A 22,063-nucleotide genomic window follows, 5' to 3' on the forward strand; every position below is an offset into this window, starting at 1 on the left:
GCTAATTCTCTTCTTGGCTCTCGGCTTGTTGAGCCTGGTATCTCTCATAGGCGATTTCCAGCAGCCGTACGGCCTCCAGCCGCTCCTCGCGGCTCAGCTCGATCTGCTTGGAAAGCACCACTTGCATGGTTCCCGTGGGATTGAGAAGAAACGACTCCAGGGTGCGCCCGAAGCGTCTGGGCGCGTCCTCCACGGCCAGGGCCAGGTCGGGACCGATCTTGGTGGCCGATTCGACCCCAAGGCTGGACACGTCATGACAGATGAAGCAGGTGTTCTCCACGAAGAAACGGCCCTCGCCTTCCATCATCATGCGTTCGCGTTCCAGTTCTTCCTCGGTGGGTATGTCCCGGATCACTCCCCCCGGATACATCTCCAGAGGCAGTTCGACGTCCTTCCAACTCATCAGCAGCAGCCCGATGCTGCGGGCCTCTTCGCTGTTAAAGCCGAAATCGGGCATCACCGTGTCCGGCGAATAGCTCTTGGGCTTCTGCAAATGCGCCACCTGCCAGGAGAAAAAGGAAGGGATGGTTGTCAGGCGCGAGTAGTCGTAGTGCTCGGGCGATTTGTCTCCCACGAAGGTCAGGTCGGGGCCGATCGAGCCGCCCCGCTCGTTGATCACGTGACAGGCCCGGCAGCCCTTATCCCGGATCAGCCGCTTCCCTTTATTGATCTGTTCGGCCCCCTCGGTCTGCTTGTCGTAGCGGTGGCAGGTGTTGCACTTGATTTGCGTGAAGGTCCACTCGTCTTGCATGCGGTAGTCTTTTCCCAACTGGCTGTCCAGCAGCGGATCCTCCCAGTGAGCCACCCATCCGTGGGCGTCGGGCAGGCGGGTGGCGAAGCCCTGGCCGCCGTGACACAGAGTGCAGCCGAAGTCCTCCACGGGATGCTTGTCGAGATAGCCGGGCGGGTGGGAGCTGAAAGGCTGAGGGGCGTTGCCCAGGCCCTCCCAGGTCACGCCCAGATGGCAGCTCGTACAGCGGTCCACCCGCCGGGCTTCTTCAAGCCACACTTGCTGCAGGCCCATGGGCGTGGCGGCGGCCCGCTCTGGTCCGAAGCGCTCCTCGATAAGGGCGCGGAACTCTTGCTGGTAGGCCTGGTAGGGGGGAGCGGCCTGGTCCCAGATGACCCAGAGGCAGACCAGCAGGGAGAGAAAACTGAAAGCCCACAGCAGGGGACGGTCCTTTGAGAACACGGTGCTGTCTCCTAAAGACGGCTGGGATGCGAGGGCCACTGTTGCCAGGGCCAGTAGAAATCCCAGAAGGGCCCGCGCATGAAGGTGGCCACTACGGTCAGGACCACCAGCGCCAGGCAAATCAGCAAGAAAATCGTATTGGCCAGGCGTCGGCGGGAATGGAACCACACGGCCACGGTGGACGGTCCGCTGCGGTCCAGGCTAGGAACCAAGAAGGCCCATAGCAGCAGCAGTCCGGGAATCAGGACGCCGCCCACAAGTGCGCCGTTGAGGGTCCATGCGCCGATACGCACGGTCGTGATCGTCACCAGTTCCTGAAGCCAAAGGAAGTACCAGGGCGCTTTGGCCGGGTTTGGCGTCACCTGGGGATTGGCGGCTTCTTCCAGCGGCGCTCCCAGCCATACGGCCAGCACTCCCGCGACGAACATGGTCAGAAGCCCCACCGCCAGCAGCCGCCTCACCAGGCCGGGAACCGTCTGCACCTGATGGCGGTCTTCCCGCACCAGCGCCGACTGCACCGTCGCCGTCGTTCCTCCGCTCACTCCCATCAGGGTGTAGGTCTTGTTGGGCGAGGGCTCGGCCGGCTCGGCCTTTTCCTGCAAGGCCGTCTGATCGTGGCTGGCCAGCCCGCCGTCCTTGTGGATGCGCCACATGTGCCAGACGAAGATCAGGGTCAGAATGAGGGGCAGAAAAACGCAGTGCAGCACATAGAAGCGGATCAAGGTATTCTGATTGATCTCGTGTCCCCCCAAGAGCAGAAAGCGCAGTTCCTCCCCGATCAGGGGCACGGCTCGGGCGATGTTGGTTCCTACGGTGATGGCCCAGTAGGCCAACTGGTCCCATGGGAGCAGGTATCCCGTGAAGCTGAGAAGGAGGGTCAGCAACAGAAGTACCAAGCCCAGATACCAATTGAGGGGCCGGTTCTGGTTGGCCATGACTCCGTTCTTGTAGGCCGAGGTCAGAAAAACCCGCACCATGTGGAGAAAGACTACGGCCACCATCAAGTGAGCGGCTATGCGGTGGACAGCCCGCAGGAAGGCTCCGAAGCTGACGGCGTATTCAAGGTCTTTGACCGAGCCGTAGGCGCGTTCCACCGAAGGTACGTAGAGGAACATCAGGACCACGCCCGTCAGGGTCAGCAGCAGGAAGAGAAAGGCTGAGACGGTCCCTAGCCAGAAGGAGTAGGTTGTGGCCGCCGAGCGCTTGTTGACCTTGCTGGGAAACCAGTGGAGATAGAAGTTGCGGACGACTGCATCTCCGGCTTCGCGCGCGCTTCTGGGCGTCCAGGTCCAGGTCAGGTCCCGGAGCGTGAACTTGCGATTTGGGGCTCTCGTATCGGGCATGTCGGCCCTCCGTGTTGATCGGCTCTAACTCAAGCTCAACCTCCAACCCTTCTCAACCTGTTGGGAAAGGTCGACGACCAGTTGCCGGTCGTCAGGCGCCAGAGCCAGCCTGAAATAGCTGAGCGGGCGCGGCGCGGGGCCTGCGTAGTTGGTTCCGTCGGCGCGGAACTTGCTGCCGTGACAAGGACAGTGAAACTCGATGGTCTGAGAAACTCCCCGTCCCACATTGACGATCTGCACCGTGCATCCCAGATGGGTGCAGGTGGCCCCGATGCAGTAGAAGGCCTGGTCCTCGCGGAAGACGAAGACGTTCTGATCGGCGATGAAGGTAGGTCCCTGGGTGAACTGTTCAGGCTGCCCCGCCTTGAAGCGGAGGGGCTTTTCGTAAAGCGCGTCGGGGACCAGGGCCCGGGCCGACATGATGACGGGGATGCCTAGCGAAGCTCCCACCATGCCGGCTCCCAGCTTGCTGAACAGTTGGCGGCGCTTGATGGGTCGGCCTTTCTCTTGGTCTTCATTGCGGCTCATAGTAGAGAACCTCCATCGTCATGGCGTCGGTGGGACAGCGGATGGCGCACAGTCCGCAGCGGATGCAGATGTCGTCGTCCTTCAGCATGGCCGATGCCGCCTGGCCTTCGTCCACCTGGCCGGCCCGGCGGGCCTCCTCGATCTGCTCGGGTGGCATATCCAGTTCTTCCAGCGGGACCAGTTTGAGGCAGTCTACCGGGCAGATATCGACGCATCGGTTGCAGAGAACGCACTTGACCGGGTCGTAGATGGTCTGGACGTGGCAGTGGAGGCAGCGTTCCCCTTGAAGGCGCGCCTCCTCCTCGGCGTAGCCGGTCTCCACCTCGCTGACGCCGCTGCGACGGTCGAGGTCGGTGGTCGGCGGCGGCCTGCGGCCGATCTGTTCGTAGCCTGGAGTGCGCTGGAAGCGCCGCGTAGGGATCTTTTCGAAGCGGAATACGAAGGAGGGCTGAGCGGCCTGCAAGTCCGAGTCGAGAAAAGCGTCGATGCTTGCCGCGGCCTGCTTTCCGTTGGCCACCGCTTCGATCAGGTTGCGGGGCCCGAAGGCCGCGTCGCCCCCTGCGAAAACGTCCGGCGCGCTGGTGGCCAGGGTTTCGGGATCGACCTTGATGGCGCCCGAGGGCGTCAGCTCCACTCCATCCTGAGGACGCAGGAAGCCGACGTCCACCTGCTGTCCGATGGCCTGGATGACCAGATCGGCTTCAGCCTCGTCATGGATCGAGTCGTCCATCACGGGGGCGAAGCGGCCCTCCTCGTCGTAAGTGCGCTTGACGCCGATCATCTGGACCCGTTCGACGCGCTTCTCCCCTTGGAAGCGGGTCACGCTGCGCTGGGGCAGGTATCGGATGCCTTCGCGCAGCGCTTCTTCGAATTCTTCCCGTCCCTGCTCGCTGCGGGTGACGGGCATTTCCTCATAGCTCTCCAGGCTGGCCAGGGTGACTTCGGCTCCGGCGCGCGCTGCCAGGCGGGCGGCGTCCAGAGCGGTTTTAATGTCTCCTCCCTCCGCGCCTGCCTCCGGCTCTTCTCCGGCTCCTGCCCGCAAGGCCATGCGGGCGGCGTCGAAGGCCACGAACCCGCCGCCGACCACCAGGACTTTCTTGGCCCTGGGGATACGGAAGCCGTTGTTGATGTTGAGCAGGTAGTCGACAGCCCGCACCACCCCGTCCAACTCGCTGCCGGGACAGTCCAGCAGGCGCCCCTTTTGAGCGCCGACCGAGATGAAGAAGGCCTCAAATCCCTGTGCCTTGAGTTGCGCCAGACCCATTTCCTCAGTCAGAGGCGTGTTGTAGCGGATTTCAACTCCCATCTCTTCGATGGCGCCGATTTCGCGGTCGAGCAGGGTACTGGGGAGCCGGAACTCGGGAATTCCGTGGAAGGCCATGCCTCCGGCTCGCTGAGAGGCCTCGAAGATGGTCACTTGATGTCCCATCACCGCCAGGTCGTGGGCGCAGGAAAGACCGGCAGGACCGGCCCCGATGACGGCCACTCTCCGGCCCGAGGGCGCGGGGGCGGGGGCTTCCGGCAGGTGTCCGGGCCAGCGGTTGCCTTCCGGCAAACGGCCTTGGAACAACTCCTTGAATGTCCCTGAATGGGGCGACTCCACTCCGAAGCGCTCGGTTACGAAGCGCTTGAGGGCACGGATGGTGAGGGGAGCATCCACGGTTTTTCGGCGGCAGAAGTCCTCGCAAGGAGCGGCGCAGATGCGTCCGCACACCGAGGCCATGGGATTGGGCGAGCGGGCCGTCAAGTAGGCCTTGCGGTCATTGCCCTCGGCGATCAGTTGGACATAGCGGCCGCAATCCGTCTTGACGGGGCAGGCCATCTGACAAGGCACGCGGCCCAGCCAATAGTCAACACTTGGAAGCCTTGCATGGACCATCGAGGTTCAAGCGAAGCAACGCGTGTGCCAGCCTCGCTTGCCTGCTGAGAGAGCGCTTTGCGTCTGGGGCGCCCCGCTCGGGACCGGCCCTTCCGCCACTGTCGCTGGTGGCATGTGCGATTGGCCGCTGCTGCGCCAAATGCCTGAGAGGTGGGGTCTAAGCCCCATCTGGTTTATGCCGGCCAACCGCCTGCGGGTCCTTTCCTCTTCTCTCGTGTACCATCGAAGGATGCGCTACGACGCCGTGATTGTGGGTGCGAGCGTGGCGGGGGCGGCTGCCGCCGCCTTGCTGGCCAGGCAAGGCTTGCGCATCGCCCTGCTCGACAAGGCCCGCTTTCCCCGCGACAAGGTGTGCGGTGAAGGACTGATGCCGGCCGGCGTGGGCATCCTGCGTGAGATGGGAGTCTTGGCGCGCCTCACCTGCGGACAGTCATTCCAGGGCATACGCTTTATCGAAGCCGAGAGCGGGGCCACAGTCGAGCTGGATTTTTCCCTCATCTCGCCGGATCTGCGGGGCCGCGCGTTTCCCCGCCTGGCGCTGGACGGCGCGCTGGCTGAATTCGCCGCCGAGAGTCCCGGCGTGGAGTGGATGCAGGAGACCCAGGCCGACTCGGTGCGGGTGAATCGATCAGGTGTGGAGGTGTGCATCCGCCGCCGCGGCGGACGCCGCACCATCCAAGGACGCCTGCTTATCGGCGCCAACGGAATCCGTTCCCGCCTGCCCCGCCGCTTCGCCATCAAGCGACATATCGCCCGCCATCGCCGCTTCGCCTTGCGGGCCCGCTTCGACCGCTACCGGGGCGATACCACCATGGTGGACGTCCACTGCCATCGCGCGGGCGAAGCCTACGTGGCTCCCCAGCCCCAGGGCGGAGCGCTGGTCACCATGCTGCTGCATCATCGCGGGAGTCCTCTGGGAGGCGCCAAGCCCCAGTCCTTCCTGCGGTTGCTGGACGGTTTCCCCCGTTTGCAGGCTGAACTCGAAGGCTCGCGGACGCCTTCACAGGTGCAGGCCGCCGCCCCCCTGGGCCAGCGCCTGGAGCGCTGTCATGGGCGCCGTTTGCTGCTCCTGGGAGATGCGGCCGGGGCCGTCGATCCGGTGACCGGACAGGGTATGAGCATCGCTCTCAAAGACGCCCGCCTGGCCGCCGACCTGCTGGCCCGGAGGCTGCCGGAGGGACGCCTCGATGAGGCCGACCTGAGCGATTTCAGCCGCCGTCGAAACGAGTACTTTCTGCCTGCCTACCGGATGGCCGAAGACCTCATTTCGGCGCTGCGCCATCCTTTCCTGGCCCGCCGCACCCTGCGCTCCCTGAACCGCAATCTGGATCTGCGCCGCAAGATTCTGGCCCAAGCCGCCCAGGACGGCCCCCCGGCGGCGCTGGCATGGACCGACAAGCTGCGCCTGGTCATGGGCTTCTAGGGCCACTAGGTGGCCAACAAGTTCACACCAATCAAGTTTCAGCAACCGCCCTGGAGGCCTAATTGCTCTCGGCGGTATGCGGCCGCTCGCTATATCTAACGAGGCAGCAGCCCCGCCTCCTTCATTCGCCGGGGGCGCCGGTGATACACTCGGGGGCCATGGAAAAGGACGTCATCGTCAGTGTCGAGAGTCCTCAGGCGGGCCCTGAGGCGGCCCGTCGCCACTGCAGTTGGCTGGAGGAGGGAAAGATCGTCTTCTTTCCCCGTACTCCGTTCGAATTCCCAGACTCGGACCGCCAGTTCCTGCTGCAACAGAAGCAGACCTCGGCCCAGTTTCACAAGAACATCGCTTACCGTCCCCTGAGCGACAAGGTCACGGGAGCGGCCGGGTTGTCGGCGGACGATTCCCGCCGCCTGCACCAGATCATGCGGCGCTATTCCAACAGCGTGCAGCAGTTCCTGGGCGGTTTCCTGGCGCCCTATGCCGGGCACTGGAGGCTCGATTACGCCAGCTTCCGCCCCTTTCAGGAAAAGGGACGCAACCTGCGCCGGCGGGCCCGCAACGACTTGCTCCACCTCGACAACTTTCCCACCCGCCCCACTAACGGCGACTTGATCTTGCGCTTTTTCACCAACATCAATCCGCAGGAGTCACGCCGCTGGATCACCACCAGTTCCTACCAGGAGTTGGTTGAACGCTTCACTTCCCGCGGCGGACTCGACTACCCCTCGCCCCTGGAGGGCTGGACCCGGCTTCGCTACTCGTTGCTCAAGGCCGGCAAGGCGGTTGGCCTGCCCGTGGCGGCGCGTCCCCCTTATGACGACTTCATGCTGCGCCTGCACCATGCCATGAAGGAAGACCGCGAGTTTCAGGACACCACGCCCAAGATCCACCTGGAGTTCCCGCCCGGCTCCTGCTGGATGGTTTTTACCGACCGGGTGGCCCACGCCGCCCTCTCCGGTCAGTATGCGCTGGAGCAAACCTTCATGGTGGCCCGCAAGTCGCTGGTCGATCCGGCTCAGGCTCCCCTTGAAATCTTGCAGAGAGTGAGTGGCCGCGCTCCCTTGAGCGCCTGAGGGGGCGGGTCTTCAAACGGCCTGACTGTCGTGACGGGGGAGCAGAGAAGTCACTTTTTCGAGCAGGTCGGAGGGTGCGAAAGGCTTCTGAATGAAATCGTCGATGGGAAGATCGTGCTCGCGCATCAGATCGCGTCCCGTGTAGCCCGACATAAACAAGGTGAGGATGCCGGAGCGTTGAGCTTGCAGCCGGTGAGAGAGTTCGCGGCCGCTCATTTCGGGCATGACCACATCGGTCAGCAGCAAGTCGATGACTCCCCCGTAGGCTTCGGCCATGAGCAGGGCGTGGGAGCCGTTGCGGGCTTCCAGCACCCGCAAGCCGTTCTCGCGCAGCACCTCCGCGATCAATTCCCGAATGCCCTCCTCGTCCTCCACCAGCAGGACGGTTGCTCGAGTGGAGTCGTCCCTGGCCTGAGGCCTCACTCTGCCCAGCGCCGGCTGGTCGGTCACCTGGGGGAAATAGATGCTGAAGCAGCTTCCCTGGCCGCTGTTGCTGCGCAGGTCGATATGTCCGCCGCTTTGCTTGACGATGCCGTAAACGGTGGCCAGTCCCAGACCTGTCCCCTTGCCCGGTTCCTTGGTCGTGAAGAAGGGTTCGAAGGCCCGGTGCTGGACATTGGCAGGCATGCCGCATCCGTCATCCTGGAACTCCAGCAGCACGTATTGTCCCGGAAGAATGCTGTGGCGTTGCGAGTAGGCCTCGTCCAGGCAAATGGGCTTAACCCTGAGGCTGATGTTGCCGGCGCCGTCCATGGCATCGCCTGCGTTGACGGCCAGATTGACGATGACCTGCTCGATCTGGCCGGGGTCGGCTTCGACCCGGTCGGCGTGCCTGTCCAGCGTCATCTTGATTTCGATGCGCTCTCCCAGCAGCCTGCGAAGCATCGGCTCGATGTTTGAGACGATCTCGCTCAACGAAACCACCTTCGGGGAGAGAACCTGCTTGCGCGAGAAAGCCAGCAGTTGGCTGGTCAGGGACTTGGCCCGGTCAGCCGCTTTGCGGATCTCTTCGACGTAGTGATCGAATCGCGCCGGTGTCGACTTGTTTTCCCTCAGCAGGTCGCTGTAGCCGAGCACGGCCGTAAGCAGGTTGTTGAAGTCGTGGGCGATGCCGCCCGCCAGGCGTCCCACCGCTTCCATCTTTTGCGACTGGCGCAGTTGCTCTTCAAGTTCGCGCCTCTCCGTGATGTCGCGATAGATGCCGTATACCGCCACCTGCCCTCCATCGACCTTGATGGGAGTGCCCAGAATCGAGACGTTGATCATCTTGCCGTCTTTGCGGCGGCGCACGGTTTCAAGGCTGACGCTGCCTTCGTTCATGATTTTGCCGGTCACCGTCAGGGCCTCTTCGCGAAAATCGGCGGGTACGATCAGATGATCGACGCGGCGGTTCAGGTATTCCTCTTGTTCATAGCCGAACATGCGGGTGAATTCGGCGTTAGCTCGCAGGATACGGCTCTGGTTGTCGACGATGACGACGGCTTCGGGAGCGCTTTGGAAGAGTTGTTCCAAGTAGGCTTTCTCGATACCCAACTGGTGCAGCACCCGATGACGCTGTGAAACCACCGCGCCCAGCACCAGGCCCGTCAAGCCCAGCGTGAGCAGCAGTGCCTGCGCCTCGTCGACGTGAGGACCCTGCAGCCCGTAGGAAGAGCTGGAGAAGAGGGAAGCCAGGCCGATGCCGGGCAGCAAGGTAGCGGCGCCTTCCAGTCCGAAGCGCAGTGCGCCCCAGATCAAGGGCAGGAAGATCAGATGCCCCAGTGAGGTCTTGGCCGGAGAAGTAAGGAAGAGCACCAGCCAGAGCGTGAAGGCGGTCACCGCGGTCAGACTGCAGGCGTGCAACCAGACGTTTGGCGAGCGAGAAGCGAGTGACTGGCGTGTGAGGCGCCTTCCCGCCACCTTGCGCACTCCCGGAAAGAAGACGAGGAGCAGAAAGGGAGTGACCAGCAGCAAGCCCAGGGCTTCCGCCGCCCACGACATCACCGGGATTCGCAGGCCTTCCATCCCGTAGTCCGCCCCCATGGTGCTGAGCACTCCGATTTTCAGGAGGGCCAGCAACAGCGATAAAAAGGCGATGACAAAGAGGAAAAGGACCAAGTCGCGCATTTGGCGCAGCCGGGCGTCCCAGCCCAGACGCAGCATGAGAACCCAGGCGCCGGCGCTCACGGCCAAGGCGGCCCCCGCGGACCACAAAAGCGACTGGGCCAGATGGGCGGTTCCCGGCCCCGAAGTCAGGGCCGAGAAGAAATAGGCCAAGGCCACCAGAGGCGTCCAGCGCAGCCCGAAAGCCAAGAGCACAGCCAGGCTCAAGCCGGCCGCCGGGGCCCACACGCCTACTCCGGGCCAGATTTCGGCGCTGCGTCCCAGCAGATCGAACAGGACGAAGCCCGCCAGATAGACGCCTCCAGCCAGCAGCGAGCCCTCGCGCAACTCTCCCCAGCGCTCGCCCTTGAAGGCGAACTGGGCGCGACTGAGATTGCCGAGTTCCCGGCTCTGGATACCGTTCATGCTTCCATTCAGTGCTGTTCCGCTTCGCTGCCCCAAGGAGCGAGCCGCTCGACTGCGTCCTCTCCCGAGGGCCACTAGGTGGCTAACAATTCACGCACGTCGCGCCAAGTTTCAGTGACCGCGGTGAAGGGCCAATGCTCCCGGCGGTATGAGGCTGCTCCCTAGATACAGTGTGCCTCCTTTTGCCAGCTTTTCGGCAAAAATCTTGCCTGGCTTAAGGGAATGAGGCGGCTTGCGGGAAGTCTTGGGGCAAGGAATCGAGTTCCCGTCCCTCCTTCAGGTCTTGATTGAGAAGGATTCGCGAAGGGAACAGGTGCATCCAGTTCCTGACCTGCTGGGCGCTGTATTCCTGCGAAAGGTTGCGCCAGGTGTCGAGCAGCTTGAGGGGACGGGTGCGGGGCCGGTGACCGTCGGAGGCGATCAGGCAGGACTGGGGGAGATGGCGCAGCAGGTGGAGTGCGTTGCGGCGCGCCTCCGGCCCGAAGGTTCCGCTCAGGCTGGGCGCGTTGAGTTGAAAGAGGCAGCCGTCTCGGGCCAGGCGGGGAAAGAGTTCCCGGCAGCGGCGGCGCGAAACCAACCGCTCAGGATGAGCCAACACGGGAATCAATCCGGCGCCCCAGATGACTCCAAGCGCGCCGTCCAATTCCCCTTCATCCCGGTAGGAGTGGAACTCGGTGAGGACATAGCGGCTGCCGTTGAGGGTCATCACGCGTCTCTTCTGAAGGGCACGCTGGAAGCGCGGGCAGACCTTGTTTTCGGCTCCCGCCGAGATTGCCATCGAGTCGAGGAAGCGGTAGCGCGGATCGCTTTTCCTGGCTTGCAGTTGGCGGCGGAAACGGGTAAAGGCCTTGACCACCTCAGCGGGATCGGCCAGCCCCCACTTGGAGGTAAAGGCGTGAGGCGTGGCTACCGCTTGGCGGGTCGAATGGCGGTGAGCGCCGCGCAGCAGTTCCAGCGCCTCGGCAAGACTGCGGGGCCCGTCGTCCACGGCCGGAATCAGATGACCGTGCAGGTCGACGAAGCCGTATTCGGGACGGGCGGCTTTACTCCCCTCGAGGTACTCCTTCAAGCGCATGCTCTTGTTGCGCTTTTACCATACTCTGCCTTGCCGGTCGTCCCCACGGCGAGAAATGCTCTTTTCTTTTGCCTCATCCTGCCCTATAGTGGATGTTTGCGGCTCGCCGGGCGCAGAACGTAAGAAACGGACATTCGAATGGAAGGCCTGATCCGTAACTTCCGCTATGCTCGCAGAGCCTTGTGGAGCAGCCCCCTGACCAGCCTCGTCATCGTGCTTACTTTGGCGCTTGGAATCGGAGCCAACAGCGCCATATTCAGCGTGGTTGACGGAATCCTCCTCAAACCCCTGCCTTTTCCCGATTCTCATCGCATCGTCACCCTGTGGGAGGACTTCTCATCGCGGGGCGGCCCCCAACAAGAGTGGATCGAGGTCCCTAACTTCCTGGAGTGGAAGCAAGGCAGCGATTCCTTCGAAACCATGTCGGCTTGGGGATTTCAGCCTGCCAACCTGTTGATCGAGGGCGAAGCGGAACGGTTGGTCATGGGCATGGTTTCCTGGGACTACATGGCCACCTTTGGAGTCGAGCCGGTGGCGGGACGCGACTTTCGGCGTTCCGACGATCAGCCTGGCGCCGAGCCGGTGGTCTTGCTCTCATCGGCGTTTTGGAAACGCAGGTTGGGCTCGAGGAGCGAGGCGGTCGGCGAGCGCCTCAGCATCAATGGTGAGATGATGACCGTAGTGGGCATTTTGCCGGAGGGCTTCCGCACCCCTTTGGGACCGGCTCCAGATCTGTGGGCCACCCTCAGGCTCGATCCGGCACAGGCACGCCGGGGCAATTTCTTCCTGCGCTGCGTGGCCCGTCTCAAGGCCGGAGTCGGGGTGGATGCAGCCAAGCAGGAACTGGACGCCATGATGGCGCGCATCGGCTCTCAGTTCCCCGAGAATGAAGGCGTGCGCATACAGGTCGTGCCCCTCCTCGACCAACTGGTGGCGCCGGCACGCCAGGCGCTTTGGGTGCTTCTGGGAGTGGTGGCGGTGGTGCTGCTCATCGCCTGCGCCAATGTGGCCGGACTGATGCTGAGCCGTTCCGCCGCGCGTTCACGGGAGATGGCAGTCCGCTCCGCCATGGGCGCCCGCCGGGGCGAGCTGGTAGCCCAACTGCTGGCCGAGAGTACCCTGCTGGGGCTGCTGGGCGGGGTAGGCGGACTCCTTTTGGCCTGGCTGGGCGTACAAGCCTTGACGGCTCTGGCGCCTCCCCTTATTCCTCGTCTCGAGGCCGTGCAACTCGACTGGAGGGTGGTGCTCTTCACCGCCGCCGTCTCATTGCTGACGGGATTGGTGTTCGGAATCGTCCCCGCCCGCACCGCTTCCCGAACCGACGTCTCGCAAGTCTTGCAGGAAGGCAACCGCTCGGGAGGCACCTCGGCGGGGAGTTGGATGAGGAGCGTGCTGGTGACCGGGGAAATGGCCATGGCGGTGCTGCTGCTGGTGGTGGCCGTGTTGCTGGTGCGCAGCTTCGACCGCCTTATGAGCGTCGACGTGGGTTTTCGTCCCCATCGCGTCATGGCCTTGCAGCTCTCGCTCACCCCCGACCGCTTTCCCGACCCCCCCGCCATCAACGCCTTCTGGGACCAGCTCTTGCAGCGTCTGCAGGCTCGGGGGGAAGTGGAAGAGGCGGCTGCCATCTCGGTGCTTCCTCTCAGCGGGGCCGATACCGACACAGGTTTCGACATCCCCGGACGTCCTCAGGAGGGGTCCGGAGAGGACCAGCCGACGGCCTGGTATCGCCAGGTCACTCCCGGCTATTTCCGCACCCTTGGTCTGCAACTGCTGGCCGGGCGCGAATTCGAGGCCGCCGACCGCGACAGCAACGCCTCGGTGGTCATCGTCAGCGACGCCCTGGTGGAGCGCTACTTTCCGGCCCTGGAGCCGCGCCAGGCGGTGGGGGAAAGGCTGCTGCTGGGCCGACGCGAGGTGGAAATCGTCGGAGTGGTCAAAGGCGTGCGCCACAATTCGCTGCAGTCCGCGCCGCGTCCTGAAATGTATCTTCCACAGAGCCTCTTTCCCGCCCGCAACATGAATCTGGTCGTGCGCTCCTCGGCGCCTTCCGAGACGGTGGCCCGCCTGTTGCGCAGCGAAGTGGCCGGGATCGACGGCAACGTGCCGGTAACCTCTCTTCAGCGCCTGGAGGACTTGCTTCAGCAGTCGGTGGCGCCCGACCGCTTTTTCATGCGTCTGACGGCTTCCTTCGCCGTGTTGGCGGTACTGCTGGCGGCGGTGGGGGTTTACGGAGTCGTGTCTTATCAGGTCGCCGCCCGGACCTGGGAAATGGGCCTGCGCATGGCGCTGGGAGCGCCCCGCTCGCGAGTCCTGGGCATGATCCTGGCTCAGGGCGCGCGCCTGCTGCTGCTGGGACTCGTCATCGGGATTCCAGCTTCCCTGTTGCTCACGCGCTTACTCTCGGAGCGCCTCTTCGAGATCAGCCCTCTCGATCCCGTTTCCTATCTTCTGGCCGCCGCGCTTCTGACAGGCGTGGCCATGCTGGCCTGCCTGCGCCCTGCGCTGCGGGCCACCCGCATCGACCCTCAGGAGGTGCTGCGCGCGCCCTGAGCAGTTCGGCCCTCGCGCGTGTTTTGCGGGAGCATAACCAAGCTAGTAACCTGGAGTCTTCGGGGCGCTCAAGTTCAAGGCAGAAAGGGATGCATGGACGGCAAGCCCGAATCCGCTGAACAGGCAATCCGGCGGTTGATCAAGAAGCAAGTTCAAGCCTACAATCGGGGCGATGCCGCCGCTTTCCTGGAAAACATCGCGCCCGACCGCATCGCCATGAACCCCGAGCAGCCTCTCACCGTAGGCAGGGGCGACGTTGACGAACTGCAGGCCTTCTTCGATGAGGTCGATCAGAGGACCGAACTGGTGATCGACGAGTTGGTGGTCACCGGGAAATGGGCTTTTGAACGGGGACGCGGCGTGGGAACCGCCTCGCCCAAGTCTGTCGGCGCCGCGCTCGATCCCGCCGCCACTTACTCTTACAAGTACATGCGCATCTGGCGATGCCGAGAGGGGCGTTGGATGGTGGTCCGGTCGATTTGGAACAGCAGCCAGCCCGATCACGCCATCGAACCGGCTCCTCAGCCGGTCAAGATCAAGTAGGAAGCGCCGCCGTCAGTTGCCGGAACCCGTTTCTCGGGCCGGAGGTTTTGGTGGCTGTTCGTCCGCCCACACCGGCAGACCCAGATCGCTTCAGGTTTCGCTGTAGCGGCAGTTGCGGCAGTGCAGTTTGCAGCGCCGCTCCAGCATGGCGTTTCCGCAAACAGGGCAGATCCAACGGGACATGATGAAAACCTTACCAGGTCCGCCTGACCCTGACCCCCCACGCCCTATCGGGCACCGGTGCTTTCCCGCACCCCCTGCCCCTCTCCCTGACGCAAGGTGTGATAGCGCTGTGAAGCCAGGTCGCCGAAGCTCTCGCGTGACCCGTCCGGCCACAGGATCTCGGCCTTGAAAGGGCCTTTTCTCGCCCCCAGTCCCACCAGTACGCGGGGATCCCGGCAAGAGCAGTAGCTTCCGTCGCTTCGGCTCTGGCGGACCAGCGGCGTGCCTTGAGAAGGACGGACGGTGACCTGAGCCCCCAGCATGTCGCGTCCGCCCCGTCCCAGCAGCCGCAAGCCGATCCAGGACTGGCGGGTGCCGACCTGGTTGATCAAGAGCCGGGCCGGACCGTTGACGTTTCCGACCAGCAGGTCGGTGTCGCCGTCGTTGTCGACGTCGCCCAAGGCCGCTCCCCGGCTCACTTCCGAGAGCTGGAAAGCCTCTCCCGCATGGCGGCTGACATCCTCGAAACGGCCCCCGCCCGTGTTGCGGAAGAGTTGGTTGGGCTGGCCCAGCGGGAAGGGATCTCCGGCGGCCAGCAAGCGCTGATCGACGCGCACCGCTCCGTTGAGGGAAAGCAGATCGGGATTCCCGTCGTTGTCATAGTCCAGAAAGGCGGTTCCGAAAGCGGTGTAGGGCAGGCTGGGCAGATGCAGTCCTGAGGCGATGGTGCCGTCTTCGAAAAAGCCCTGGCCCTGGTTGACGTAGAGGGTGTTGGATTCTTCCATCAGATGAGTCACGAAGATGTCGGGATCGCCGTCTCCGTCGAAGTCTGAAGCGTCCACCCCCATGCCGGCCTCCGCTTGACCGCCGGCGTTGAGGGCGACGCCCGCCAGCAGGGCTTCGTCGCGAAAGGTTCCGTCCTTCTGATTGATCCACAGTTGATTGGGATCGCCGTCGTTGGCCACGTAGATGTCGATCCATCCATCGCCGTTGAAATCGGCCGTGACCACCCCCAATCCCGCCCCGAAGGCCGAGTCGATGCCGGCCTGGGAAGTGACGTCCTGGAACTCGCCTCCGCCCTTGCCCCGCAAGAGGCGGTCGGGGACGGCCTTGTAGGCGTCGGGGCCGCAGTAGTCGGGAGCCGAGTTGTCGGCGAAGCAGTCGACCTTGTTTTCCAGACTCATGTCGACGTAGTTGGTCACGAAGAGGTCGAGCAAACCGTCCCGGTCGTAGTCGAAAAAGGAGGCCGAGGTTGAAAAGCGGGGGTCGTCGAGTCCGCCTTGGGCCGGGGCCAAGCGGAAGGTGCCGTCTCCCTTGTTCATCCACAACTGGTTGGGGCCCCAGTTGGTGACGTAGAGGTCCGGGTAACCGTCGTTGTCGACGTCGCCGCAGGCTACGCCCATGCCGAATCCGGTGGCGGCGATTCCGGCTGAGGCGGTCACGTTCTTGAACTGCGGACCTTGGCCACCGACCGAGACATTCAAGAAGAGCTGATCGGAAAGGGCAGGGTCCGGCGCCTCGCCCAGCAGACGGGCCTGGGTCAGGTAGATGTCGAGGTCGCCGTCCTGATCGACGTCGATGAAAGCCGCCCCGCCTCCCATGATGTCGGGCAGCAATTTGATCTGGGAACCGCTGTGGCGTTGCACGAAGTCAAGCCCCGAGGCAACCGTGGCGTCCAAGAAGACCTTCCCGTCCGTCTCTTGCCCAGGAACCGCCGCCGACAGGACCAAGAGGCACATTACCGTGATCAGGCGCTTGTTTCTCATCACCCTTCCAGCCGTATCCCTGCCCGCTAGCCGCTCGACGTCACCACTTCTCTCACCGTGCGGCACACTCCGGCCACCTGTTCAGGCGCCATCCGGGGGAAGAAGGGAAGAGCAAGTGCTGTTGCGCCCCATTCTTCAGCAACCGGGAAGGCCCCTTCCCGATATCCTAGCAGGGATCGGAAGGGCTCTTGCAGGTGGATGGGCGGAAAATACACCTTGGCCGGAATGCCTTCCTGGGCCAGACGTTCGATTAAGACGTCCCTGAAGCGGCGCCGGACGCGGATCAGGTAGACGAACCAGGAGAGGCTTTGGCGGCCTGCCGAAGGCTTGAGCAGTTCAACGCCTTCGATCTCCCCCAAGTGGTCCTGGTAGAGGCGGGCCACTTCCCTGCGCATGGCCAGCAGCGATTCCAGCCGCTTCAACTGAGTCAGCCCCAGGGCCGCGCTCATTTCATCCAGGCGATAGCTGAATCCGGCCTGCAGCCTGTCGCAGCCGCCTTTGGGCTGGCAGGGATACTGATTTCGCCAGTGCCGGATTCGCTCTGCCCAGTCCTCATGGTCGGTCACCACCAGCCCGCCTTCGCCCATGGTGATCTGCTTGTTGGCGTAGAACCCGAAGACGGCGGCGTCACCCCAACCGCCGGCCAGCCGGCCTTGGCGCCGGGCTCCCAGGGCCTCGCAGGCGTCCTCGATGACGGCAACGCCGAGTTCCCCCGCCGAATCGACGATAGCGCCCAGCGGTGCCTGCTGGCCGAACAGATGAACCGGAAGCACGGCCTTGAGGCGCCTGCTTCGCCCAACGAGTGGAGGCAGCCATCGTCTGCCAGCAGTGCCGCCTCCCGCCAGGTCGCCCATGGCCTGAAGGGCCTGGGCTTCGTCGAGGTTGCCGGTTTGCGGGTCGACGTCGACGAATACGGGGGTGGCCCTGCAATGAAGTATGCAATTGGAAGAGGCGATGAAGCTCAAGGGCGTAGTTAAGACCAAGTCTCCCGGCGCCACCCGGGCGGCCAGCAAGGCGAGGTGAAGACCGCTCGTCCCGGAATTGACGCCGATAGCGTGGCGGCGTCCCAGATAGCGGGCAAAGGCGCTTTCAAGCTCTTCCTGATAAGGGCCTCGGCTTAGCATCCCGCTTTGCAGGACACGGGTTACGGCAGCGATTTCTTCGGCCCCGAGATCGGGCGCTGCAAGGGGTATTCGCCAGGCCTTGGCCATGGAGAGGATTAGATCAAAAATCCTCTGCCCTGATCAAATCGCATCAGGGGACCCGACACGACGGTGCATTGTTAATCAGCGGCGGCTTGAGCTAGAGTCAAACGATGATTTTCCGCCTGGGAGCTGCAATCTCCATCCTTGCTTTGAGTGCAGCCGGGTTTGCTTGTTTTCATCCTCTGTTGGGAATAGGCCTCCTGATTCAGTCCCTGTTCGTCTGCCGATACCCCAAAGCCGGTTTAGCGGTTCTTTTCGTCACGCTCCCGCTCGATTGGGCTCGGCCTTTGCCGGGGGGTGTGGTCGTTTCCTTCAGTGAATTGCACTTGGCGGTTTGCTGTGCAGCGTTGGTGCTGCGGGCGGGCGGGCTTCCGGTAAGGGACTGGAGACCGTTGATCTGGTGGTGGCCACTGCTGGCGTCGGTGGCGATTTCCGGCTTCGTCAACATCGAATGGTTCAAGATCGTTCCCCATACGTTGCGCAATGCCGAACTGGCCGTCGTGGCCTGCTTGACCCTTTATGCTTATCGAGAGAGTGATGCGGGACCGTGGCTCGACTGGGCGCTTGCGGCGACGACGGCACTTCAGTTTTGCCTGGTCTTTCAGCATCTGCTCTTTCAGGAAAGTTTGCCCAGGATGTCGGGTTCATTGTCAAACCCTAATCAGTTCGGAGGATTGATGGGATTGGTAGCAGTCCTCTCCTCCACGCGCCTTCTGGCTTGTCGCTGCAAGGAAACCGGTGCAAACCCGGGCAGGTGGGCGCTCTTGAGGGGAGCCACCGCCCTCGGCGCTCTGCTGGCAATCCTGCTGTCAGGCTCCCGCTTGGCCTTGGGCAGTTGCAGCCTGGGCATTTTGGCGGGAAGCGGCTTGGCCCGCCGTGGGAACAAGCGTGTTGTCTTGAGCCGGATCGGAGGTACCGCCCTTCTTCTGCTCGTGCTTTTGAGTCTAGGCGGCTTGCTCCTTACTCAGGCTTCCTCACTGCAGGCGGCGGCTGAAAACTGGATCGATCGGATGGGCGCCGGAATGTGGCGCAGCATGGAGGCCCGTATCCAGATATTTGGAGTTGCAGCGGAACTCTGGATGGAAAGCCCGATCGTGGGCATCGGGCCGGGCCGATGGGATGATGAGCTGGGCTGGTGGTTGGCCTCAGCGAGGGAAGGCGAAGCTCTTGTCGATTCTAGGGCCATGAGCGAATCTCATGCTTTCTTAGCCCACGCGCACAGCCTGCCGCTCCAACTCGCGGCTCTCTACGGCCTGTTAGGATTGGCCGCTTTCGGTTATGCAGGGATCCGCTGGTGGAAGGCCTTCGCCCGAGGCGACGGGACGATGTCGGCTGCGGGCCTTGCCTTGCTGTTGACTTTTGGCGCCAACAACCTGTTGGATTCGCTGTTTCCGTCCCTGGCTATGGAGACAGGATGGATTTTGGGCATCCTCTTGGCCGGGGCGGCCAGCGGGCAGAGGGACGGAAAACCTCTTTCCAGTATCGTCGAGCGATGATCGGGCGCCTCGCCGCGAAATCCGATATCGCTCATCTGCAACAGCGAATAGATGGCTTCACGTTTGACGCCTTTAGCCGCCGCCTCCAAGTTGCTGACATAACCGACCAAGTGGGGCCAGTGGCTATCATTGCTGCGAACGTAGTCCCTTCGATCTTGAGAAGTTAACAGTCGCCACTGACGCAGCCGCCGAGTCTCAGAACAGGGCCGAAACTCTAGAAGAGCAGCCAGCGTTGGAAATTATGCCGGATAAATGCGATCCAGTATTGACATTGAGGACGAGTCGTAATAATCTCTCTGGCCAGTTACCTCGTTTTTCAACCCATGGACAGGGAAGGAGCATCAGTTCATGAATTTGAGAAGAGTCGCCTTGATAGTTTTCGTGGCGTGCCTCGTTGGAGGCATCGCCAGCGCCCAGGTGGCCCGGCCCAGCCTGGGAGAGACCGCAGAAATTGTTGAATTGGATCTGTCGCCGGATCTCGCCAGTTGGAACGTCCGGGCCTCCAACAGCGGCGTAACGCTTCGCGTGACGGGTCCGCAGGGTTTCGTCCATGAAGCCAGCTTCGCCTCCGGCGATCCCGTTTACTTTGAATTCATCGACGAAAGCGGCGCCACTTTGGAAGACGGCCTCTACAATTGGGAGATCGTTCTTGCCCCCGCCGGTTCTGTGCGGGTCCGCGACGAGTCCGTCCAAACCGGACGCATCATTCCCGCTCAATCGGGACAGTTCCGCATCGAGTCGGGTCTGGCCGTTTCTCCCGACCTGCGAGAAGGCGGTCTGAGAGCGCGGGACATCATTCACGCCGATGACGTCATCATCAACGGCGGCAGCCTGTGCGTGGGTTTCGACTGCATCAACGGTGAGTCCTTCGGGGCCGATACTATCCGCCTCAAGGAAAACAACCTCCGCATCCACTTCGACGACACCTCCAACTCGGCCAGTTTTCCCACCACTAACTGGCGCATCGTAGCAAACTCGCAAAACAATGGCGGCGGCAGCTTCTTTCAGATCCAGGACGCCGACACCGGCCGCGGTGTCTTCCAGGTCGACGCCAACGCCCCTTCAAATTCCCTCCGCGTCGACTCGGGAGGAGACGTCGGCCTCGGAACGAGTAATCCTGTTGTAGAGTTGCACATATCCGACGGCGACACGCCCACTCTCAGGCTGGAGCAGAACACCTCCTCTGGATTCGCGGCTCAGACTTGGGACGTGGCCGGGAACGAAACCAACTTCTTCGTTCGCGACGCCACCAACGGCAGCCCGTTGCCCTTCAAGATCCGTCCCGGCGCCGACAACAACGCCTTGGTCATCGACCCAGACGGAAATATCGGTATGGGCGCGGGAACGTCCCCGGGCGCATCCCTTCACGTGTTGCGAGGTTCGGGTGCTTCGGCGACTCTGCGTGTGGAGGATACAGGCGGCGATGCCATTCTCGATGCGATGGAACTGCTCAATGCCGGGGAAGTGCGCTTCGCGTTGGAAGACACCAGTGCTGCCAACCGCCGCTGGGAGTTGCGTACGACAGGGCCTAACTTCCAGTTCACCCGCGATTCTGCCCCTTCGGCTGACATGGCCATCGACGTCAATGGCAACATGACCATCCGCGGCAACCTCGTTACCGGAGGAGGGGGCGCTTGTGATCCTGGACCCTGTGACGGGGTTTTTATCGACTATGATCTGGAGTCGATCGAAGAGCATTCCGCCTACATGTGGGAGCACAAGCACCTCTGGGGCGTGGGTCCCACACCCGAAGGCGAACCGCTCAACCTGACGAAAAAGACGACGGGCATCCTGCACGAGCTCGAGAAGGCCCACATCTATATCGAGCAACTCAACAACAACTTGAAGAGCAAGGATCAACAGATCGAAGACCTCCAAGCGCGTCTGGCGCGTCTGGAGTCATTGATCAATTCTGAGAAATAGTGCGGCGAATAGCCGTGCCTGCAAGGCCCGACCTCTACCGAGGTCGGGTTCCTTTTTATGCGGCGAGACTGACAATCGGACGGTCCTCTACCCGGAGCGACAGGGTCCCTGGCGATCAGCATGGAAGGAACCGTGTGGCATCCAAGCTGAGAGGGGACGCGAATTGCTTGTGTATCGCAATACGCAGACGATGCGCAATCTATTGGGCGTCGATCCTCAGTTCAGCCGATTCTTCACGTTGCCGACGCGCGATAGATCGCGCCTTCTTCGCCAAGCCTAGTCTTCGCACCGCGGCAACCGCGCCAAGTTCGACGGCCAGCAGGATCAAGCCGAGCCCGCTGCGCTTGGTCAAGGCCACTATCAACGCCATGGAGCAGGAAACCAAGACCATGCCGTAGACCCAGTAGACGACTGGGCGGCGGCTGCCGACGATGACCTCCATCAGATGGTGCAGGTGGTTGCGGTCGGCGTGGAACATCCGCAGGAAGCGTCGGGTGAAAACTCCCTTAGGGCGTTCCAAGAAGCGCACCAACATGACGAGCAGCGTGTCGATGACGGGCACTCCCAGCGCCAGGATAGGCACAAGAATCGCGACAGCGGCCGGCGACTTGAGCGTCGTGTAGACACTCAAAGTCCCCAACAGGTAACCTAGGGTCAGAGAACCCGAGTCTCCCATGAATATGCGCGCCGGCTCCCAATTGTGGGGCAGGAATCCAAGACAGCTTCCAACCATTCCGGCTGTCAGCACCACTCCCACGGGGCTCTGGTAAGCCATCGAATAGATGAGCAGGCTCAGGCCGATGATGGCCACGACCCCGGACGCCAGCCCGTCGAGCCCGTCGATGAGATTGATGGCGTTGGTCACGCCCACGATCCAGATCATGGTCAGCGCGCCGCTGAGTGGGCCGAGATGTATCGCGCCTCCGGGGTAGGCCAGTTCGTGGAACTGCCAGCCGACCTGAACCACCGGGAGCGCCGCGATCAGCTCTATCAGGAGTTTCTTCCATGCCGAGACGCCGATGAGGTCGTCCACCACACCCAGGAGAAAGATCAGAAAGGTGCCCAAGCTTAGGCTCACCACAGCTTGCCGCTCCAGCGGAAATTCCCAGTGCTGCCACATGAGACCCACCGTAGAGACACCGAAAAGCAAGCCGATGGCTATGGCCACCCCGCCCAGGCGAGGTATTGCCGCGGTGTGCTTTTTGCGTTCGTTGGGATGGTCGACGGCCTTGATGGCTAGGGCCATGCGGCTGATCAGTGGCACGAGTAGATGCGTCACCAGCCCTGCGATGCCAGCGGCGAGAATCGCGGCTATCCAGAGACTTGGTTCAAAGATATCGTAGTCCTCCAGACTCTTGAATTACGAAAGTCAAAGCGGCAAACTCATTGTA

General features: G+C 62.7%; 15 protein-coding genes. 6 read left to right on the forward strand and 9 right to left on the reverse strand.

Annotated elements, in window-relative coordinates; all coding sequences use genetic code 11:
- Window position 1: 1 nt before the first annotated feature.
- From VLU25_07445 to VLU25_07460, 4 genes are read right to left on the reverse strand one after another with little or no spacing between them, the layout of a single operon-like run.
- Window positions 2-1,192, reverse strand: coding sequence for a c-type cytochrome (locus VLU25_07445; protein ID HSR67759.1), 1,191 nt, complete (start codon window positions 1,190-1,192; stop codon window positions 2-4).
- 11 nt (window positions 1,193-1,203) lie between these two features.
- A complete protein-coding gene (locus VLU25_07450; GenBank protein ID HSR67760.1) occupies window positions 1,204-2,535 on the reverse strand; it encodes a cytochrome b N-terminal domain-containing protein in 1,332 nt (443 codons plus the stop codon).
- Window positions 2,536-2,559: 24 nt separating this feature from the next.
- Window positions 2,560-3,063 carry a Rieske (2Fe-2S) protein gene (locus tag VLU25_07455; GenBank protein HSR67761.1) on the reverse strand — a complete coding sequence of 168 codons (504 nt, stop codon included), beginning with the start codon at window positions 3,061-3,063 and terminating at the stop codon, window positions 2,560-2,562.
- Window positions 3,050-4,897 (reverse strand): FAD-dependent oxidoreductase, encoded by a 1,848-nt coding sequence (locus tag VLU25_07460; protein HSR67762.1) that lies wholly within the window; start codon window positions 4,895-4,897, stop codon window positions 3,050-3,052. The genes VLU25_07455 and VLU25_07460 overlap by 14 nt, the downstream gene beginning before the upstream one ends.
- Before the next feature lie 274 nt (window positions 4,898-5,171).
- Between VLU25_07460 and VLU25_07465 the strand changes: the two genes are divergently transcribed.
- Both VLU25_07465 and VLU25_07470 read left to right on the forward strand, forming a co-directional pair.
- Window positions 5,172-6,365, forward strand: coding sequence for an FAD-dependent monooxygenase (locus tag VLU25_07465; protein ID HSR67763.1), 1,194 nt, complete (start codon window positions 5,172-5,174; stop codon window positions 6,363-6,365).
- 158 nt (window positions 6,366-6,523) lie between these two features.
- Window positions 6,524-7,441 carry a Kdo hydroxylase family protein gene (locus VLU25_07470; protein ID HSR67764.1) on the forward strand — a complete coding sequence of 306 codons (918 nt, stop codon included), beginning with the start codon at window positions 6,524-6,526 and terminating at the stop codon, window positions 7,439-7,441.
- Between the two features lie 12 nt (window positions 7,442-7,453).
- Here the strand turns inward: VLU25_07470 and VLU25_07475 are convergent, their stop codons facing one another.
- Window positions 7,454-9,949, reverse strand: coding sequence for a PAS domain S-box protein (locus VLU25_07475; protein HSR67765.1), 2,496 nt, complete (start codon window positions 9,947-9,949; stop codon window positions 7,454-7,456).
- 214 nt (window positions 9,950-10,163) lie between these two features.
- Window positions 10,164-11,024, reverse strand: coding sequence for a CpsB/CapC family capsule biosynthesis tyrosine phosphatase (locus VLU25_07480; GenBank protein ID HSR67766.1), 861 nt, complete (start codon window positions 11,022-11,024; stop codon window positions 10,164-10,166).
- A 138-nt stretch (window positions 11,025-11,162) separates the two neighbouring features.
- Between VLU25_07480 and VLU25_07485 the strand changes: the two genes are divergently transcribed.
- Both VLU25_07485 and VLU25_07490 read left to right on the forward strand, forming a co-directional pair.
- The gene (locus tag VLU25_07485; GenBank protein ID HSR67767.1) at window positions 11,163-13,577 is read left to right on the forward strand and encodes an ABC transporter permease; all 2,415 of its coding nucleotides are present in this window, start codon (window positions 11,163-11,165) and stop codon (window positions 13,575-13,577) included.
- 93 nt (window positions 13,578-13,670) lie between these two features.
- Window positions 13,671-14,120, forward strand: coding sequence for a nuclear transport factor 2 family protein (locus tag VLU25_07490; protein ID HSR67768.1), 450 nt, complete (start codon window positions 13,671-13,673; stop codon window positions 14,118-14,120).
- 227 nt (window positions 14,121-14,347) lie between these two features.
- On the opposite strand, the gene VLU25_07495 is transcribed toward VLU25_07490, so the two are convergent.
- Both VLU25_07495 and VLU25_07500 read right to left on the reverse strand, forming a co-directional pair.
- The gene (locus tag VLU25_07495; protein ID HSR67769.1) at window positions 14,348-16,048 is read right to left on the reverse strand and encodes a CRTAC1 family protein; all 1,701 of its coding nucleotides are present in this window, start codon (window positions 16,046-16,048) and stop codon (window positions 14,348-14,350) included.
- Window positions 16,049-16,074: 26 nt separating this feature from the next.
- Window positions 16,075-17,259, reverse strand: a complete 1,185-nt coding sequence (locus tag VLU25_07500) for a DegT/DnrJ/EryC1/StrS family aminotransferase (GenBank protein ID HSR67770.1) — start codon at window positions 17,257-17,259, stop codon at window positions 16,075-16,077.
- A gap of 104 nt (window positions 17,260-17,363) precedes the next feature.
- Between VLU25_07500 and VLU25_07505 the strand changes: the two genes are divergently transcribed.
- Window positions 17,364-18,749 (forward strand): O-antigen ligase family protein, encoded by a 1,386-nt coding sequence (locus VLU25_07505; protein ID HSR67771.1) that lies wholly within the window; start codon window positions 17,364-17,366, stop codon window positions 18,747-18,749.
- A gap of 348 nt (window positions 18,750-19,097) precedes the next feature.
- Complete coding sequence (locus VLU25_07510; protein HSR67772.1) at window positions 19,098-20,672, forward strand: hypothetical protein; 1,575 nt, start codon at window positions 19,098-19,100, stop codon at window positions 20,670-20,672.
- Window positions 20,673-20,871: 199 nt separating this feature from the next.
- Here VLU25_07510 and VLU25_07515 read toward each other — a convergent pair whose 3' ends face one another.
- Window positions 20,872-21,918 (reverse strand): MraY family glycosyltransferase, encoded by a 1,047-nt coding sequence (locus VLU25_07515; protein ID HSR67773.1) that lies wholly within the window; start codon window positions 21,916-21,918, stop codon window positions 20,872-20,874.
- Window positions 21,919-22,063: the final 145 nt, after the last annotated feature.

It is taken from the genome of Acidobacteriota bacterium, assembly GCA_035471785.1.
GTDB lineage: Bacteria > Acidobacteriota > UBA6911 > RPQK01 > DATIPO01 > JANQFM01.